At 60.2% G+C, this 17,408-nt stretch carries 14 protein-coding genes; 6 read left to right on the forward strand and 8 right to left on the reverse strand.

Features of this window, described 5'->3' with window-relative positions; genetic code table 11:
* Nucleotides 1-83: 83 nt before the first annotated feature.
* The 3 genes from ACH2ED_RS23100 to ACH2ED_RS23110 all read right to left on the reverse strand — a co-directional run bounded on the left by ACH2ED_RS23100 (nt 84) and on the right by ACH2ED_RS23110 (nt 1,797).
* The gene (locus ACH2ED_RS23100; protein ID WP_395095108.1) at nt 84-785 is read right to left on the reverse strand and encodes a hypothetical protein; all 702 of its coding nucleotides are present in this window, start codon (nt 783-785) and stop codon (nt 84-86) included.
* A 12-nt stretch (nt 786-797) separates the two neighbouring features.
* Nucleotides 798-1,187 (reverse strand): hypothetical protein, encoded by a 390-nt coding sequence (locus tag ACH2ED_RS23105; RefSeq protein ID WP_395095109.1) that lies wholly within the window; start codon nt 1,185-1,187, stop codon nt 798-800.
* A gap of 106 nt (nt 1,188-1,293) precedes the next feature.
* The gene (locus ACH2ED_RS23110) at nt 1,294-1,797 is read right to left on the reverse strand and encodes a GNAT family N-acetyltransferase (RefSeq protein ID WP_395095110.1); all 504 of its coding nucleotides are present in this window, start codon (nt 1,795-1,797) and stop codon (nt 1,294-1,296) included.
* A gap of 33 nt (nt 1,798-1,830) precedes the next feature.
* Between ACH2ED_RS23110 and trpB the strand changes: the two genes are divergently transcribed.
* From trpB to ACH2ED_RS23130, 4 genes are read left to right on the forward strand one after another with little or no spacing between them, the layout of a single operon-like run.
* Nucleotides 1,831-3,027: a tryptophan synthase subunit beta gene (gene trpB / locus ACH2ED_RS23115; RefSeq protein WP_395095111.1), complete on the forward strand. Its 1,197-nt coding sequence runs from the start codon at nt 1,831-1,833 to the stop codon at nt 3,025-3,027.
* Nucleotides 3,028-3,069: 42 nt separating this feature from the next.
* On the forward strand, nt 3,070-3,564 hold the full coding sequence (locus ACH2ED_RS23120) for a GtrA family protein (protein WP_395095112.1): 495 nt from the start codon (nt 3,070-3,072) through the stop codon (nt 3,562-3,564).
* Between the two features lie 10 nt (nt 3,565-3,574).
* Entirely contained in the window at nt 3,575-4,132 is a 558-nt protein-coding gene (locus ACH2ED_RS23125; protein ID WP_395095113.1) for an O-methyltransferase, read from the forward strand.
* Between the two features lie 3 nt (nt 4,133-4,135).
* The gene (locus tag ACH2ED_RS23130) at nt 4,136-4,663 is read left to right on the forward strand and encodes a hypothetical protein (RefSeq protein WP_395095114.1); all 528 of its coding nucleotides are present in this window, start codon (nt 4,136-4,138) and stop codon (nt 4,661-4,663) included.
* On the opposite strand, the gene ACH2ED_RS23135 is transcribed toward ACH2ED_RS23130, so the two are convergent.
* Both ACH2ED_RS23135 and ACH2ED_RS23140 read right to left on the reverse strand, forming a co-directional pair.
* Nucleotides 4,660-5,298, reverse strand: a complete 639-nt coding sequence (locus ACH2ED_RS23135) for a Uma2 family endonuclease (RefSeq protein WP_395095115.1) — start codon at nt 5,296-5,298, stop codon at nt 4,660-4,662. The two genes, ACH2ED_RS23130 and ACH2ED_RS23135, sit on opposite strands and share 4 nt — an antisense overlap.
* Nucleotides 5,299-5,319: 21 nt before the next feature.
* Nucleotides 5,320-7,074: a rhamnogalacturonan lyase gene (locus tag ACH2ED_RS23140; protein ID WP_395095116.1), complete on the reverse strand. Its 1,755-nt coding sequence runs from the start codon at nt 7,072-7,074 to the stop codon at nt 5,320-5,322.
* A 156-nt stretch (nt 7,075-7,230) separates the two neighbouring features.
* Between ACH2ED_RS23140 and ACH2ED_RS23145 the strand changes: the two genes are divergently transcribed.
* Nucleotides 7,231-13,365 (forward strand): alpha-2-macroglobulin family protein, encoded by a 6,135-nt coding sequence (locus tag ACH2ED_RS23145; protein WP_395095117.1) that lies wholly within the window; start codon nt 7,231-7,233, stop codon nt 13,363-13,365.
* Between the two features lie 69 nt (nt 13,366-13,434).
* Here ACH2ED_RS23145 and ACH2ED_RS23150 read toward each other — a convergent pair whose 3' ends face one another.
* Nucleotides 13,435-14,226 carry a carotenoid biosynthesis protein gene (locus tag ACH2ED_RS23150; RefSeq protein ID WP_395095118.1) on the reverse strand — a complete coding sequence of 264 codons (792 nt, stop codon included), beginning with the start codon at nt 14,224-14,226 and terminating at the stop codon, nt 13,435-13,437.
* Between ACH2ED_RS23150 and ACH2ED_RS23155 the strand changes: the two genes are divergently transcribed.
* Nucleotides 14,112-14,939 (forward strand): prenyltransferase, encoded by an 828-nt coding sequence (locus ACH2ED_RS23155; RefSeq protein ID WP_395095119.1) that lies wholly within the window; start codon nt 14,112-14,114, stop codon nt 14,937-14,939. The two genes, ACH2ED_RS23150 and ACH2ED_RS23155, sit on opposite strands and share 115 nt — an antisense overlap.
* On the opposite strand, the gene ACH2ED_RS23160 is transcribed toward ACH2ED_RS23155, so the two are convergent.
* Together ACH2ED_RS23160 and ACH2ED_RS23165 are read right to left on the reverse strand one after the other, a co-directional pair.
* A complete protein-coding gene (locus ACH2ED_RS23160) occupies nt 14,916-16,502 on the reverse strand; it encodes a phytoene desaturase family protein (protein ID WP_395095120.1) in 1,587 nt (528 codons plus the stop codon). The two genes, ACH2ED_RS23155 and ACH2ED_RS23160, sit on opposite strands and share 24 nt — an antisense overlap.
* Complete coding sequence (locus ACH2ED_RS23165) at nt 16,495-17,373, reverse strand: phytoene/squalene synthase family protein (protein WP_395095121.1); 879 nt, start codon at nt 17,371-17,373, stop codon at nt 16,495-16,497. The genes ACH2ED_RS23160 and ACH2ED_RS23165 overlap by 8 nt, the downstream gene beginning before the upstream one ends.
* Between the last annotated feature and the right edge of the window lie 35 nt (nt 17,374-17,408).

A 17,408-nucleotide genomic window follows, 5' to 3' on the forward strand; every position in this document is an offset into this window, starting at 1 on the left:
GCTACGCTGTCGTGGTCGCTCCTCCCCTAGTAAGTTAACTAGGTAGCCTACGAAAAGCACCTTGGTACGCCTACAGCTAAACGTTATGCAACAAAGCCACTCGTCACCACACCGCCCGACTCATGACGAACCAGACGGTTCTCAATGTCGTAGACCATACTCGTCACGCCAGAAGGAGCCGCAACCTTGGTCATGTTGCCGTTGCTGTCGAACGTGTAGGTCGAGGGGCCGCTCCCATCCACGCTCGTCACCAGACGGTTTGCCGCGTCGTAGGTGCTCGTCATCACCGTACCGCCCTCGTTGCTCGTTAGCCGGTTGCCCACTGCATCGTAGCCATAGTTGTAGGTATGAGCGTTCACCACAGCCGTCGCGTCCTGCGTGAGCTGGTTCTTCGCATCATACGTGTAGGTCGTCCAAGCTCCCGCGTTGTCACGAACCACCAGACGGTTGCCCACCGCATCATAAGCGAACGTCCAGCGAGCAAGCGAGGAGCCACCTGTGCCCGTGTCAATGATTGAGACCGTCTGGCTGGCCGCGTCGTAGGTAAAACCACGAAGCAGACCAGAAGCGAAGGTCAGGCTTGTCCGCCGCCCTGCCAGATCGTACTGCATGCTCGTCACACGACCGCTCGGGTCTTGGAACGTAGCCAGGTTCCCGTCGCTATCGAAGGTCATCGTTCGAACCCCACCGCCCGGCTCCGTTAGCTTCGTTCGCTGCCCTGCCGCATCGTAGACATAACCCTGAGCCAGTGTCCCTGGATCAGTCTTGCCACTCATCCGATTCACCGCATCGTACGTCTAGGTAGTCGTACCGCCCGAGTCCACCACGGTCGTGCGGTTCCCCACGGCATCGTAAGCACTCGTTACACGAGTTGCATCCGCGTACTGAGCCACTGTCTGCCGACCCACCACATCATAGGTGTAGCTCGTCCTGTCGCCGCTGGGAAACTGCCGCACCGAGAGCCGCCCGACTGCATCGTAGAGGTAGCTTGTCACGAAGTTTCGAGCATCTTTCTCCGTTGCCGTCTCGCCCCGACTCGTGTAGGTGAAGCTAATCCGGTTTCCGCGAGCATCTTGAATCACCGTGTTCTGTCCGGCGGCATCGTAGACATAGCTGGTTCGATTACCCAGTGCATCCACCTGAGCCGAGGGCCGATTCGACGTGCTGGCATATAGCGATGTGCTCATGATCCTCACTATACCAATGAAAAAAGCCGCCTGCACCAGGCCAGACGGCTTGCCGAACTCTTTGCGAATCGCAGCGTTGTGCAAGGTTTGTGCACACAGCGGCAGCTCAGCGCAGAGCTTTTGTGAAGTAGAGCACTAGGCTATCGTCGTTGAGTGTGCTCTCGCCGTGGGCCAGCGTCTTGCCCTCGTAGGTGAGGCCGCGCCCATCGGGAACATAGCCGCGTGTGACATAGAGCCGCTGCGCTGCGCCGTAGTCCGCCGTCATCCCGACACCGATTCCCGCAACCTTGGAGCGCTCCGCGATACGACGCTCGGCATCGTCCATCAGCGCTGTCCCAATTCCGCGCCGTCGCCAGTTTGGCAGCACATTGAAGTCCGCAATTTCCGGGATACTCTCCGCAGCAAACGGCGCATAGTGCGAGTGCCAGACAATCGTAAGATAGCCCACAAAAACAGAGTCCCAGTGCGCGATGATCGTCACCCGCTCCCCCACCTCTTGCTCTTGTAAGTAGGCTTCGTACTGCGAGGTAGGCTTGTTCCAGCTCAGTCTCGCAAACGCGTCAGCGATCTCAGCAATATCGGCTTGTTGGAGATTCGTGAGAGTCAGCATGGGCTTATTGTACTGGCGCGGTATCATAACGGCATGGAAACCTTCGTCTCCGCTGCCGATAAGCTCGGTCACTTTGGCCCGTTTGGGGGGCGCTATGTCCCAGAAACCCTCATTCCCGCGCTGGAGGAGCTGGCGCAGGCGTGGCAGGATGCGCTGGCGGATCCTGAGTTTACCCGCGAGTTCCACTATCATTTAAAGAACTTCGTGGGCCGTGAGACGCCGCTGACTTTCGCTGAGGGGCTGACCCGCGAGCTGGGCGGGGCGAAGATCTATCTAAAGCGCGAGGATCTCTGCCACACCGGGGCACACAAGATCAACAACACGATCGGGCAGATCTTGCTGGCGCGACGTATGGGCAAGCCGCGCATTATTGCGGAGACGGGCGCGGGGCAACACGGCGTGGCGACGGCCACTGTCTGCGCGAAGTTTGGCTTCCCCTGTATTGTCTACATGGGCGCGGTGGATGTCGAGCGGCAGGCGCTCAATGTCTTTCGGATGAAATTGCTTGGGGCGGAGGTACGGCCCGTGACCAGTGGCACGGCCACCCTCAAAGACGCGGGCAACGAAGCGATGCGGGACTGGATCGCCAACGTGCGCGACACGCACTATATTCTGGGTTCGGCGGTCGGGCCGCACCCGTTTCCCTCACTCGTGCGGGACTTTCAGAGCGTGATCGGCAAAGAGACCCGTGCACAGGTGCTGGAGGCTGAGGGGCGCTTGCCCGATGTCGTGGTTGCCTGTGTGGGCGGCGGGAGCAACGCGATGGGGATGTTCCACCCGTTCTCTGGTGATGCCACGGTGCGCCTGGTGGGTGTCGAGGCGGCGGGGGCGGGCGTGAACACCGACAAGCACGCGGCGACCATCACTATGGGCCGTCCGGGGGTCTTTCAGGGTGCGAATACTTACTTATTACAAGACAAGTGGGGCCAGATTCAGGAGGCGCACTCCATCAGTGCAGGGCTCGACTATCCCGGAATCGGCCCCGAGCACTCGTCGTTCATGGCAAGGGGCCGCGCGGAGTACGTCGCGGTGACCGATCAAGAAGCGCTGGATGCACTTGGCTGGGTCTCACGTGTTGAGGGGATTCTGCCCGCACTCGAAACCGCCCACGCCTTCGCCCATGTCAAGAAGCTCGCCCCCACGCTCTCCAAAGACACGGTTCTCGTTGTCTGCCTCTCCGGGCGCGGCGATAAAGATGTGAACACGGTAATGAAGGCGCTGTCTACATGAGCATAGGGTGAGCGAAGAAAGCGAAGGTGTTATACTGAAGGCGTGATCATCCATGCCCTGAAAGCCCGACCAAGCCTCACCCAGTTCGTCAAGTTCTGCATCGTCGGCCTTTCGTCTACCCTCATTGATTTCGCGATCTATAACCTCTGTCTGAATGCAGGACTCTTGACCCCCATTGCGCTGACATTCTCATTTATGGTTGGCCTTGCCAATGGATTCTACTGGAACCGACGCTGGACGTTTCGTGCAGTGGGAGGCGACCGGCGCAAGCAGGGATCGAAGTTTCTGGCCTCAAATAGCGTTGGCTGGCTACTGAACCTGACAGTCACGACACTCGCTCTGGTGCTGGCGGCGCACTGGCACCTCACGAAGACCCATCACACTCCACAGGAAACGCTCAATCTTGTCCTTTTCCGTGCCGCAAACGACGGGCAAGGCTTCTCAAGGCTGGCTCTGAACGCCGCCAAAGCCTGCGCCACGGTAGTCGTCACCGCTTGGAACTTCACTGCGGCGAAGTTCTTCACCTTTAAGGATTAACAGGCGCTCCATGTCAAACCTCGAAACTCTCCTCCACGAGCTTGAAGCCACTGCCGATGCCTACTGGAACATTAGCCGCGAGAACGCCGTGTTTCTATCGTCGCTTCTCAAGGCGATGGGTGCAAAGCGCGTGCTGGAAGTCGGCACCTCCAATGGCTACTCCACGCTCTGGTTTGCGGAGGCGGTAGAGCAAAACGGCGGGGAAGTCATCACGCTGGAGTTCGATGCGGGCCGAGCGGCACTGGCGCGGGAGAACTTCGAGAAAGCCGGACTTGCGCCGACAATTACACTGATTGAGGGCGATGCGTGTGAGACACTCACGACGCTGGCAGGCTCTGCGCCCTTTGACTTTGTTTTCCTAGATGCCGAGAAGCCCGAGTACGCCGAGTACCTCAGGCTCGCTGTTCCGCTCACCCGCACCAACGGCCTGATTATCGGCGATGACACGATCTCGCTGGCCGCCCAGATGCCCGAGTACCTCGCGCTTGCATTTGCGCACCCAGAATTAGAGTCCGTCGCCGTGCCCATTGACGACGGCATTGTTCTCTCCCGAAAGAAACGAGGGTAGTGTATGTCCTTTTCACCACAGCAACAGCAGCAACCCGCTCTCTCCGCCATCGTCGAGCGTGAGGTGCAGCGCCGCCTAGACGCCGACCATCTGAAGATGCTCTCGGTAGGCTTTTACATTCAGAGTGGCATCTCGCTCCTGCTTGGGCTCTACGGTCTGTTCTATATCGTCCTCGGGCTCCTCGGGGGCTCCGCAGGGCAACCGAGTGAGCGCTTCCCCATGGTAGTTTTTGTCGGGATGGGGGTGGGTCTTTTGGTGATCGGGCTACTCATGGCCGCACTGAACCTGGTGGCCGGGCGCAGCATGACCCGCAAACAGAACGCGAATTTGATCCAGATTCTCGCAGGTCTGAGCTGCCTAAATGTCCCCTACGGCACCGCCCTGGGAGTGCTGACCCTCATGGTCATGAACCGCCCCAGTGTGAAAGCGCTCTTCGAGGGCCGCGATCCCTACGGCGATCCCAACTACCCCGCGCCTCCGACCGCCCCCGACGACGGCACCTGGTACCGCAGCCAAGGCGGGCAACTCTAAAGCGTCACGTCGAAGATCAGGCGCGTGTTGAGAGTGAAGCCGGGAAGCTCCGGGGCGCAGTCTGTGGTTTCGGGGTCAGTCAGAACGAGCGGCTCGGTACTCTGGCGGTAGACATGGACGGTGCGGGTGGTGGGATCGAGGAGCAGACCGAGGCGGACGCCACTCTCGCACCACTCGGCCATTTTCTCTTGCAAAGCGGGAAGTCGGTCGGTCTCGGAGTGCAGCTCGATAATAAAGTCCGGGGCGAGCGGCAGAAAGCCATCACGCTGCTCGGGGGTGAGTGTTGCCAGGCGCTCATGAGAAATCCAGGCCGCATCCGGGGAGCGCACCGCGCCATTGGGAAGCACAAAACCTCCACTGGATTCAAAGTTTGTGCCTAGGCCATTTTGCAGGTTCCACATCCCTAGGAAAGTGGTCAGGAGTGCATTGCGTTTACTGGTGAGAGATTTTGTTGGCATTTCGATGGTAAGCTCGCCAGTGGCGCTCCGCTCGATGCGAAATTCAGAGTTGTCCTGACAGAACTGGAAAAAATCAGCGGCGGCGGCCATGTCCAGCCGGGGACGTAGGCGTAGCTGCGTATCTCCGGCAAAGGGGAAGCGCAGGAGCAGGGGATCGGATTGGGTCAGTGCAGCCATAGTGCCATTGTATCGCCGCCGTTACTTCTCTCCCAGGTAGAAGCCCGGCTGAGTGGGCTGGTTGTAGGCCACATTTTGCCATGCAACACTGAGGCGATACTGCGGGTCGTGGAGGAGCGTCGTGAGGCGGTGGCCGGTGGGAATAGTGGTCGTGTAGATGCGGAGTGCCTTACCATCGAGAGTTCGCAGGATCACTTCCTCGCGCCAGTCTCCCAGAATATCGGCGCAGAGCGCGGGGGTGGACTTGGTGCCATTGTTGCTGGCGCAGTCTTCGGCGGTGAGGAGTGTTTTCTCCGTCTCGGTGCTCCAGTCCCACTTAGAGATACGGTTGCTGTCCAGTAGCTCGCGCAGGAAGTCACCGTCCCACCAGACACCAAAATTGCAGGAGCGCGGCTTGTTCTTGGAAATCTGCTCGCCCTTCACGTTCCAGACACCGCTCAGCCCCGCGCCGGAGGCCCACATCTCGTAGCCAGGGTGGCGCGGATCAATGTCAAAAGCAACGCCACGGCCTACATCGGGGCAGGGCTTGCCAAAAATAAGCGCACCGGTGCGGGCATCGCGAAACTCGACGCCGGAGGTGTGGTTGTTGTGCTCGTGGATATCAAAGACCTCAAGGCCGGGCCGATGGGGATCCATGTCAGAGAGGTGGAGTGCATCACCATGCCCTAGGCTCGTGGAATAGAACCCCGTGCCGTCATCGTCAATACACATCGCACCAAAGATAACCTCATCTTTACCGTCGCCGTCTACATCCCCCACGGAGAGATTATGGTTACCCTGCCCACGCCATTTTTTCGGGTCGGCTTGCTTCTCCGAGTCGAAGACCCAGCGCTGCGTCAGCTTCCCCGCACGCCAGTCCCAGGCGGCCAGCACAGTTCGGGTGTAGTAGCCTCGGCTAAAGATCAGGCTGGGGCGCTTGCCATCCAGATACGCTACGCCAGCCAGAAACCGATCCACCCGGTTGCCGTAGTTATCGCCCCAGTCGGCCACTTTGCCACGGGCAGGGACATAGTCGGTCGTGGCGAGAGCTTTGCCCGTCTTGCCATCGAAGACCGTCAGAAACTCCGGGCCATCCAAGACATAGCCTTTGTCGTTTACCCAGCTCTTGCTCGCATCCCCAATCACTTTGCCGACACCGTCCACGGTGCCATCGGCAGTGCGGCAGGCCACCTCAGCCTTCCCGTCACCATCGAAATCATAGACCAGGAACTGGGTGTAGTGCGCCCCCTCGCGGATATTCTTGCCCAGATTGATCTCCCAGAGAAATTTCCCGTCGAGCGTGTAGGCTTGCAGGATCGGCGGGTCTGTCTGCCCTGCCTGGGAGTTATCTTTGGCACGCCCCGTCATGTGAACAACCAGCTCCAGTGCCCCATCGCCATCCAAATCCCCCACCGACGTATCATTGGGTGTGTAGCCTGCCGGGGTCCGAAGTGGAATCGTCAGATAGGGCATCTCGGAGAGCGCCACGGGCTTACTCTGAGGCCAGCTTGCCGCCTGCACCGTGTAGTGCGCGTCTTTGGGAGCAAGTTTATCCACAAAACAAGTCGCCCCGGTGAGTGGCTTGGGCGTGAGTTTTTTCCCATCCCGCCAGAGCGTAAATCCTAGATTCGGTGCATCCGTGGCGAGCGAGCGCCAGCTCACAAAGGCATCGCCTGCCGCATCCCGCACAGCCACCAGCCCTCGATCCAGCCGCTCCAATTGCCGTGCCGGCACGGGTGCGAGCGCTGCACTTGCTAGCCCCAGCCCGAAGAGCCCCAATCCCAAAAGTACTTTCATGGACACCTCACAGAAAAACAACCGGTTTATTCTACCGCAGGATTTCACTCATAGCAGAGACTCCCCTCACTCGGAATGGATTTGAACCTTTGTGCTTCACGAGGGAACCAAAGACACGAAATAAACTATAATGGTGATCACAAGGGAACATCGAAGATGACAAGACGAAGCAAACGCTGGGTACTCGTAAGCATCGCGGTTGCTGCCAGCGCGGCAGGCGCGGCGTATCTGCACGGCAATGAGGTCGTGCAGGCGGCGGAGGCGGGCGACGAAATCGAGGGACTGCGCTTCCGGCTCTCCGCGGGCAAGCTCCCCGGCGGCGAGAATCCGACCGAGCGCAACCCGATCGCTCCCGCAGAGAAGCTCTCAGATACCGACGCCGATAAAATTCTGGCACGCGTCAAGGCTATCGGCACGCAGCCCGACGATGAGAAAGACTTCGCGCTCCGGGAGTCTTCGCTACCGGCACCACGTGCCGGGCAGACGATTACGGCTGAGTTCCCTCCGAAGCCCACCAAGGCCACCGCCCCCGTTGCTGAGACAGGCTCTCTAACTCTCCGCCGGTTCCAGCCCGAGGGCGAGGTTCCCCTCGCCGACCGAGTGAGCCTGACATTCTCACAGCCCATGGTCGCGGTTACGGGCCAAGAAGACGCCGCCGCGCGCGTTCCGGTCACACTCACTCCCGAGATACCCGGCAAGTGGCGCTGGCTGGGCACCCAGACTCTGATCTTCGATGCGGGCTCTGGCAAGCGGCTCCCGATGGCGACCGAGTACACGGTCAATATCCCTCCCGGCACAAAGTCCGTGACAGGCGGTGCGCTGGAGACGGCGACGACCTTTACCTTCAAGACCCCCGCCGTTCGCCTTCTGGGAAACTATGCTCCGCGCGGCGACGGCCAGCGCCGCGACCCGCTGATCTGGCTGCCTTTCGATCAGAAAATAAATCCTGAGGCGGTGCTAAAAACTGTCAAAGTGCTCGCGGGCGACAAGCTTGTCAGCGTTCGCCGCGCCACAGCAGCGGAGCTGGAAAAAATAATGGGCAAGGGCGAGACACCCGAGCGCTGGCTGGGCCTCAAGCCGGTCGTGCCGCTCCCGGGCGATACCACGATCACGGTTCAAGTCGGACCGGGAACGCCTAGCGCCGAAGGCCCACGCGTCACCGAAGCGCCACAAAGTTTCTCCTTTCGCACCTACGGCCCGCTCAAATTAGTCCGGCAGTCCCCCGAGCGCGGCCAGAGTGTCCCCCCGAGCTATCCCTGGTCACTGCACTTCACCAATGCACTCGATGCCGAAGCTTTTGATCCCGCCTGGGTGAGTGTCTCTCCCGCAGCACCGGGCTTACAGATCACGGCCAACGGCAACTACATCCAGCTCTATGGGGCGAAAAAAGCCCGCACGGTCTATAAAGTCAGTGTCTCGCCCAAGCTCAAGGATATCTACGGCCAGACACTGGAGGGCTTTGAGCCCGCGGTCTTCACCGTGGGAGCGGCGGAGCAGCAGCTCTCCGGGCCGTCGCAGGTGCTGCTCATTCCCGACCCTGCCGCCGCACCAAGAACCGTCTTCTCCAGCGTGAATGTGCCGAGTGTCAAAGTCAAGCTCTATAGCGTAGGCAGTGCCGACTGGGATGCCTGGCGGACGTGGCAGAGCAACTGGGAGGAGCGGCGCAAGGGAGCGACGCCGCCTGGCAAGCTGCTCAAAGAGATTGAGCTTGAGCTGAAGGGCACCGAGGACACGATTCATGAGAACGACCTCGCGCTCCCCGCAGGCGGCAACACGCTGGTCTGGTGGGAGGCGCAGGGCTGGAAGAAGCGTAACCAGTACGATGAGCCCCCGCGTGGCGCGGCTTGGGTTCAGGGCACGAAAATCGGGCTGACAGCATTCGCGGACGGCGACGATCTCTACGCGCTGGCAACCGAGCTCACCACTGGCAAGCCGATCTCGGGTGCCGAGATCACACTCGTTGGTGGTGGACAGAGCGCTAAGACGGGCCGCGATGGCCTGGTCAAGCTGGCACTGAGCGACAAGCCCGGCACGCTGCTGGTCGCCAAGCGCGGCAAAGACAGCGCCTTTCTGCCATCACGGTTCTGGCGCTGGGACGAGAGTAGCTGGCGCAAGCAAGGCCGTAGCACACAGAGCCTCTGGTTTGTCTGGGACGACCGCCAGCTCTATAAACCGGGCGAGAAAGTGCATGTGAAGGGCTGGCTCCGTCGGTTACCCGGCACCAAGCTTGCCATGCTCACGCTTCCTGCAAGCGCCCCGCTACGCTGGCAGCTCAATGACAGCCGGGGCAATGAGGTGAGCAAAGGCGAGACCAAGCTCAATGCCTGGGGCGGCTTTGATGTTGCCTTTGAGCTTCCCAAAACGATCAACCTTGGTCAGACAAACCTGACATTTATGGGTGCAGGCGGTGCGACAAATCACAGCTTCAATGTGCAAGAGTTCCGTCGCCCGGAGTTTGAAGTGACAGCCAAGAGCGAGAGCGCGGGACCGCATCTTATCGCCGATCCGAAGGGGGCTGATCTTTCGACCAAAGCAGCCTACTACGCGGGCGGCCCGCTGCCCGGTGCGCAAGTGAGCTGGACGGCAACAGCGACAGCGACCAGCTACACCCCGCCGGGGCGCAGCGAGTTCACGTTCGGCAAGTGGACTCCCTGGTGGAGCTACGGCGGCTTTGAGGACGGGATGGGCTTCCGAGGCCGGGGTGGTTTTGGTGGCCGGGGTGGTTTTGGTGGCCGCCCCGTGCGCCAGGCGAATCTCAGTCAGACTTTCGCGGGTGTCACCGACCCGACAGGCGTGCACCGCCTGCATCTTGACTTTGACGGTGTCAAACCCGCACGGCCCTACTCAGTGAGTGCACAAGCCGCCGTTCAAGACGTCAATCGCCAGACTTGGGCGGCGAGCACATCCGTTCTGGTGCATCCGTCGGCGCGCTATGTCGGCCTGCGCAGTAAGACGACTTTTGTGGCAACTGGCAAACCCCTGCTACTCGATGCCATCGTCTGCGACATTGACGGCAAGATCGAGGCGGGACAAGAGATCCAGCTTCGCGCTGCCCGCCAGGAGTGGGAGTGGAGCAAAGGGCGCTATCAGTCGGTGGAGAAAGACATCCGTGAGTGGACTGTCCGCTCCGCCAGCACCCCCGTGGAGACGCAAATTGCCGCACCAAGCGGTGGCCAGTGGCGCGTCTCAGCCACGGTTCGCGATAGTAAAGAGCGCCCCAATGAAAGCGAGCTGACACTCTGGGTGGCGGGTGGCAAGCCCAGCCCGCGCCGTGATCTGGCGCAGGAGCAGGTGACGCTGATCCCCAGCGCGAAAGAGTACACGCCCGGCCAGACCGCCGAGATTCTGGTGCAGGCCCCGTTCTTCCCCGCCGAGGGCGTGCTGACCCTGCGCCGCGACGGCGTGATCCAGACCGAGCGCTTCAGCATCAATAGCCCGACCTACACGCTCAAGATTCCGATTCGGGAGAACTATCTCCCCAATATCCACGCGCATATCGAGCTGGTCGGGGCGGCGGCCCGCACCGACGACGAGGGCAAAGCGCTGGCAAAACTCGCCAAGCGCCCGGCTTTTGCCAGCGGCGAGCTGGATCTATCGGTCTCGACGGCCAGCAAGAAGCTCACCGTCGTGGCAAACCCGAAAGTGGCCGCGCTGGCACCCGGCGGCGAGACCGAGGTTTATATCAGCGTCAAAGATAGCAATGGCAAGCCGATTGTCGGAGGCGAAGTGGCCGTGGCCGTCGTGGACGAGTCCGTCCACGCGCTGGCAGGCTGGAGCATGGGCGATCTCGTCGCCGCGCTGCATCCCCGCCGTGGCAGCGGCGTGAGTGACTGGCACCTGCGCAGCTACGTCAAGCTCGAAGATCCACTCAAAGTACAAGAAGCCCAAGGAAGAGAGATGAATGGGGCAGCCTTTGGCCGTTCTACGAGTGGGCCTGGTGGCTTCGGTGGTGGCGGAATGCGCGGCGGGGGCATGATGGGCGGTGGGGGCATGGACGAAAGCCTCGCAGCGAATCGGTTCTCTTTAGCAGATGCCCCCGCCCGTCCCATGGCCGCGATGAAGACAAGAGCCTTCGCCGATGGCGCGGTTGATAAAGCAAAAGCACCGGAAAACCAGTCTTCAGCGATTGCAGTGCGCTCGAACTTCGACCCGCTGGCGAATTTTACGCCCAGTGTCGCGACGGACTCCGATGGCACGGCGCGCGTCACGGTGAAGCTCCCTGACAACCTCACGCGCTACCGAATCGTGGCCGTGGCGGTGGCGGGTGCGGACAAAGGTGGCAGCGGCGAGGCATCATTGACGGCACGCCTGCCGCTCATGGCCCGGCCTTCCGCGCCGCGCTTCTTGAATGTTGGAGACAAGTTCGAGCTGCCGGTTGTCCTGCAAAACCAGACCGATACGCCAATGAGCGTGGATGTCGCCGTGCGTGCCACCAACGCCACCCTCACCGACGGTCGCGGGCGACGCGTGCAGATTCCGGCCAACGATCGTGTGGAGGTGCGCTTCCCCACCGAGTCCGCCAAGCCCGGCACCGCACGGTTCCAGTTCGCAGCGATTTCAGGCTCCCCCGCGAGCGGGGGCGGGGGGGGCGCAGACTCCGCCGAAGTATCTCTCCCTGTCTGGACTCCGGCCACGACCGAGGCGTTTGCGACCTACGGCGTGGTGGATAAAGGCGCGATTGTACAGCCCGTGCGGGCACCCAGCGACGCCAACCCCGCGTTTGGTGAGCTTGAAGTCACCACTTCCTCGACGGCGCTACAGGAGCTCACCGACGCGTACATCTACCTTGCCAGCTACCCCTACGGCTGTGCGGAACAGATCAGCTCGCGGGTGCTCACCACAGCCGCGCTCAAAGATGTGCTCTCCGCCTTCAAAGCCGCTGGAATGCCCAAAGAAAGCGAGATGAACGCGGCGATGGCCCGTGATCTGGCACGGCTCGGCGAGCTGCAAAATAGCGACGGCAGCTTCGGCTTCTGGAGCCGCACCGAGCGCCCCTGGCCGTATCTCGGGGTTCATGTTGCCCATGCACTCGTGCGCGCCAAACAAAAAGACTTCGCCGTTCCCGATGCAACCTACAAGCGCTCGCTGGCCTATCTCAAGGCCATCGAGACAAAGTTCGAAGACGCGAGTCTCTACTCACCAAGCTGCCGTCGCATGATCATCGCCTACGCGCTCTATGTTCGGCACCTGGCGGGCGATAGCGATAAAGTCCGCGCCAAGGGCTTGCTCAAGGAAGCCTCACTCGACGAGCTGGGGCCGGAGACAATCGGCTGGCTGCTGAATGTCCTGGCGGGCGATCCGTCGCTGACCGACGTCCGGCGCTGGCTGGACAACAAGGCCACGGAGACGGCGGGCGCGGCGCACTACACGTTCTCCTACAACGACGGTGCGTATCTGGTGCTTCACTCCGACCGACGCGCCGATGGCGTGATTCTCGATGCGCTGATCGCCGATCAGCCACAAAGTGATCTGATTCCAAAACTCGTGCGGGGATTATTAGATGGCCGGAAACGCGGCGCGTGGGGCAACACCCAGGAGAATGCCTTTATCTTGCTAGCGCTCGACCGCTACTTCAGAAAGTTCGAGGGCGTGACGCCGGACTTTGTCGCCCGGCTCTGGCTCGGTGAAAAATTCGCGGGCGAGGGCACCTTTAAGGGCCGCACCACGGATCGAATCTCAACCAAGATCCCTATGGCGACACTCACCGAGAAACCCGGAATGCAGCCACTCACGATAGACAAGCAAGGCGCGGGTCGGCTCTACTACCGAATCGGCATGCGCTATGCCCCGAAGAATCTTCAGCTTCCCGCCGCCGACTACGGCTTCTCGGTCAGCCGTACCTACGAGGCCCTAGACAATCCCAGCGATGTCAAGCACGACGCCGACGGCACCTGGGTCGTTAAAGCCGGAGCGAAAGTCCGGGTTAAAATCACCATGGTGGCAACCACACGCCGCTACCATGTCGCGCTGGTAGACCCACTGCCCGCTGGTTTCGAGGCCCTCAACCCCGAGCTACGTGGCACGGAGACAGCCCCCCCCGCCCCCGCAAGCGGAGGAGCTTTTAAAGGGTGGCGCTACTGGTCCTGGTGGAACTGGTACGAGCACCAGAACCTGCGCGACGAGCGAGCGGAGGCGTTCTGCTCCTACCTCTGGGAAGGGGCCTACGAGTACAGCTACATCTGCCGCGCCACGACTCCGGGAAGCTTCATCGCCCCGCCCGCCAAGGCCGAGGAAATGTACGCCCCTGAGACTTTCGGGCGCAGTGCTAGCGACCGTGTAAGAGTGGAGTAGGCAAGCCATCTCCCCGCCGCTGAGACGGCAACCCTCTTCCCGTGAGCTTGCGAACAAGGGGGAAGAGGGTTATTTTTTGGGAAGTAAGCTCCCGATGATCAGCGCGACACCAACCAAGCCCGGAATCCAGAGGCTCATGTTCAGGCAGACGCTCGTCCAGAAAGCGATACTGAGCAGGCCACTGGTGCGGGCTTCGGGAGGGGCTTCCTGCCAGTTCACGCCGCGCCCAAGCCACGCCCCGAGCGTACCCGAGAGCATCCAGCCGACGAAGTTAGAAAACGGCACCGAAAAATACGCCCCGCCCGCCCCGTAGCGCCAAAAGCCCTGCGCGACAGCGCCCGGATCGAGGCATAAGTCCACAGCGACCAGCAACGCACCAGAAAGAAAAATATTGCCTTTGGAGCGCCAGAGCGCACAGAGCGCCAGCGGTGTCCAGGAGAAGGGCACCGTCCACGGCACGGCATCGAAGAGCAGCTTCCCGATCTTGGGGCCGTAGGAAAATCGTCCGTAGGGCACACCCGTTTTCACCGCCACGGTTTCGAGCACCAGGGCATAGACTCCCAGGAGCACTAAGAGCCGCACGCCGCGCTGCACACCCAGCCAACGGACAATCGCCGAATAACTGGGCCAAGCGAAGACCAGCACAAAGATCGCGGAGACAGCCGCCAGCTCGGGCCGAACGGGAAAACGCGCGACGAAAAACCCACTGATAGCGGCGAATGCAAGCGCAGACGGTAGAATAAACCGTGACCTCAGCCCACCTTTGGCAGACCAGCCGCCCTCGTTTCTGGATGTATGTCCTTGGCCCGTATGCGGTTGGGCTGGCGGCGCTGAAGTCACCGTCGGTTTTTTACTCGCCACTCGCTCTGCTCTTTCTGATTTATTTCTTGCTACCTGCAAATTTACTCATCTACGGTATCAACGATATTTTTGACTACGAGACCGACGTGCGAAATGCCAAGAAACGCGGCTACGAGGGATTAGTCCCGCCTGATGCACGCAAGCCTCTGGTACGGGCCATTGCACTCACCAACCTCCCGTTCTTCGCCGTCGCCTGGTTTCTTCCCGGAGCGGCACAACGCGCGCTACTGGCCTTCGTCCTGCTCTCCGCATTCTACTCCGCCCCGCCGATTCGAGCCAAAGCTAGGCCGTTTCTGGACGCGGCGTTCAATGCACTCTATCTGTGCCCTGGCTACGTTGCCTATTTTCTCGCAGGTGGCAAGGAGTTTTCCTTGCCCACGCTCTTTGCGGGCTGGGCCTGGGTCATGGCAATGCAAGCCTACTCCGCCGTCCCGGATATTACCGCCGATACAGAGAGCCGCACGTTCACGGTCGCAACCACGCTGGGCCTGCGCGGGACACTGCTTCTGTGCCTCGCGCTCTACCTCACGGCGGCGGCCTTAGCATTTCCCGCGATTCACTGGCTCGCACTTCCCCTTGGGCTGGTCTACGCAACGCTCATGCTGCTCTCACTACGCGCCGGGACAGAAGAGGACGTGATGAAGCTCTATAAAAACTTCCCGCTGATCAATACTTTTTGCGGCATGGCGTTATTTTTCGCGGCGCTTTTGTAGGGTTTGCAGGTGCCCGGCGGTTCGATCCCCGATAATGCGCTTGTAGGCCAGCTCAGCGCTGATTAAGCAGATCGGCATTCCGATTCCGGGGTTCGTGCTGGCTCCCGCGTAGTAGAGATTTTTGACTTTCTTGCTCATATTATTGGGCCGCAGAATCGCGGTCTGGTTCATCGTGTGCGCCAAGCCCAGCGCGGTGCCACGGTCGTTGTTGTAGCGCTCAATAAAATCTTTTGCCCAGAAGATGCGCTGGTACTTGATACGCTGACGCAGGTTCGGGATGCCCATCTCCTTCTCCATCAGGGCCAGAGTCTTGTCGGCGTAGGCGGCAAGCTCACTCTCGGTGGCGTGCATTCCAGGAGCCATGGGCACGAGCACGAATAAGTTCTCGCAACCCTCAGGAGCCACATTGGGATCCGTGACACTGGGAGCACAGACATAGAGCGACGGGTCCGTGGGCCACTTGGGGTTGTCGAAGATCTCCGCGAAGCCACTCTTCCAGTCCGGGGCGAATATCAAATTGTGGTGGGTGAGGCTAGGAATCTTGCCCTCGACACCAAGATAGAGAATAAACGCCGACGGAGCCAGCGTGCGTTTTTCCCAGTAGTCCTCACTGAAAGTGCGTTCATCAGGCTCTAAGAGCGTCTCGGCGTGGCGGATGGTCGCGTTGCAGATCACTAAGTCCGCTCGTTTTTCTTCACCACTGGCGAGGCGCACCCCAACCGCTTTTCCTTTCTCCGTCAAGATTTTAGTGGCAGGGGAACTTGTGTGAAAGCGTGCGCCGTGTTTCTCACCAATTCGCACCAGCGCTTTGGGAATCTCATGGATACCGCCCATCGGATAATAAACGCCCATATTAAAGTCAATATGGCTCATAATATTATAAAGTGCGGGCGTATCGTAGGGCGAGGAGCCCAGAAACACGAGCTGGTACTCCATGATTTTTTGCATCTCATCCGTGGAGAAAAACCGCTCGACATACTTATTCATTTTCTCAAAAACGTGCAGCTTCGGGCCTTGAAGCAGAGTCTGTTTATTGAAGAAATCAAAGACCGTGTCGTAGTTCTTGTACATGAACCCAGCCAGCGCGATCTCGTACTGGAACTTGGAGCGCTCTAAATAATCACGCAGCGCCACGCCGCAGCCCGGCTCGATGGCCTCTAGTGTAGGAATATCGCGCTCTAGGTCGGAGTACAGGCTGACTTTCTTGCCCCGGTCTTTAAAGAAAATCTGGTACGACGGCCCGAGTTTAACCAGCTTGAGATGATCCTCAACTTTTTCGCCGAGGAGCGAGAAAAAGTTCTCAAAGACATCGGGCATGAGATACCAGCTTGGCCCCATGTCAAACGTAAAGCCCTCGGCGGAAAAAATCCCCGCCGAGCCCCCCAGGTTCTCGTTTTTTTCGTAGAGATCCACCTGGTAGCCCGCTTTTGCCAGCAAACAGGCACTTCCGAGCCCGCCGATGCCGCCCCCGATCACAAGGGCGCTCGGTTGTGAACCTCTCCCCAAGGAGATACGACTGCCCGGGGGAGGGGGCAGGGGGGAGAGGTTAGATTCTTTAGCCATTCCAAACTTTCATGGTGCGTTGTACCTTCTCTAGAGTGCTCGTGCGAGCACGCCCCGCAAAAGGATTGTAGCCCTGCTGTTCCAGCTTGGTAAGAATTGCCCGGTAGAGAGCACTTGCCACGCGAACCGCACGTCGCCCCTCGGGACGAAGTAGCTCAATCCCCGGGTCGGCTTCGTCGTAGAGCCGGTGGGCACGCTCTATCTGAAACTGCATCAAGGCCTGGAAGTTTTTATCGAAGCGACGCTCGGCAAACTGCTCCTCGCGCACCCCGAATCGCGCCAGCTCGTCCAGCGGCAGGTAGATGCGCCCACGCTCCACAAAGTCCTCGTCAATGTCGCGCAGAAAATTGGTGAGCTGCATGGCATACCCAAGCCTTTTGGCGTACTCCAGCGCGGCGGGGTCGGAGAAGCCAATTGCGTGGCTCATCATCAGGCCTACCACGGCGGCGGAACCGTACATGTAGCTCTCTAAGTCCGCATAGGTGCCGTAGCGCGTGTCGGAGAGATCGCGGAACATAGCCGCCAGAAACGCCTCGCTGTAGGCATAGGGAATCTGGTAGCGGTGGAAGACCTCCGCGTTGAGACGCAGCACCGGATCGTGCGAATTGCGCTGCTGGTAGGCTTGCTGCCAGTCGGCCCGCCAGCTCTTGAGAAGTGCACCCGCCTGATCCGCGCCCACCTGCCCAGGAGCCTTGCTGTCCACAAACTCATCGGGGATCCGGAAGAAGGCGTAGAGCGCAAAAGTGGCCTCGCGCAGGTGCCCAGGAAAAAGCAAAGTGGCGAAGTAGTAGCTCGTCCCATGTTTTTTGTTGAGCCGCCGTGCGACCTCGACATCGTCGGTGCGACAGGACGAAGTGGATTCCCTGGGCAAAGACGCTTCAAAAGAATTGGGGCACATCGTAGCTC

This window comes from Armatimonas sp. (assembly GCF_043757465.1).
Lineage (GTDB): Bacteria > Armatimonadota > Armatimonadia > Armatimonadales > Armatimonadaceae > Armatimonas.

What these genes read in the sequence shown, in the direction of transcription:
- ACH2ED_RS23135 (WP_395095115.1), bottom strand. Translation starts at nt 5,298, where the DNA reads ATGGCTGCACTGACCCAATCCGATCCCCTGCTCCTGCGCTTCCCCTTT.
- ACH2ED_RS23110 (WP_395095110.1), bottom strand. Translation starts at nt 1,797, where the DNA reads ATGCTGACTCTCACGAATCTCCAACAAGCCGATATTGCTGAGATCGCT.
- ACH2ED_RS23105 (WP_395095109.1), bottom strand. Translation starts at nt 1,187, where the DNA reads ATGAGCACATCGCTATATGCCAGCACGTCGAATCGGCCCTCGGCTCAG.
- trpB (WP_395095111.1), top strand. Translation starts at nt 1,831, where the DNA reads ATGGAAACCTTCGTCTCCGCTGCCGATAAGCTCGGTCACTTTGGCCCG.
- ACH2ED_RS23130 (WP_395095114.1), top strand. Translation starts at nt 4,136, where the DNA reads ATGTCCTTTTCACCACAGCAACAGCAGCAACCCGCTCTCTCCGCCATC.
- ACH2ED_RS23145 (WP_395095117.1), top strand. Translation starts at nt 7,231, where the DNA reads ATGACAAGACGAAGCAAACGCTGGGTACTCGTAAGCATCGCGGTTGCT.
- ACH2ED_RS23160 (WP_395095120.1), bottom strand. Translation starts at nt 16,502, where the DNA reads ATGGCTAAAGAATCTAACCTCTCCCCCCTGCCCCCTCCCCCGGGCAGT.
- ACH2ED_RS23125 (WP_395095113.1), top strand. Translation starts at nt 3,575, where the DNA reads ATGTCAAACCTCGAAACTCTCCTCCACGAGCTTGAAGCCACTGCCGAT.
- ACH2ED_RS23140 (WP_395095116.1), bottom strand. Translation starts at nt 7,074, where the DNA reads ATGAAAGTACTTTTGGGATTGGGGCTCTTCGGGCTGGGGCTAGCAAGT.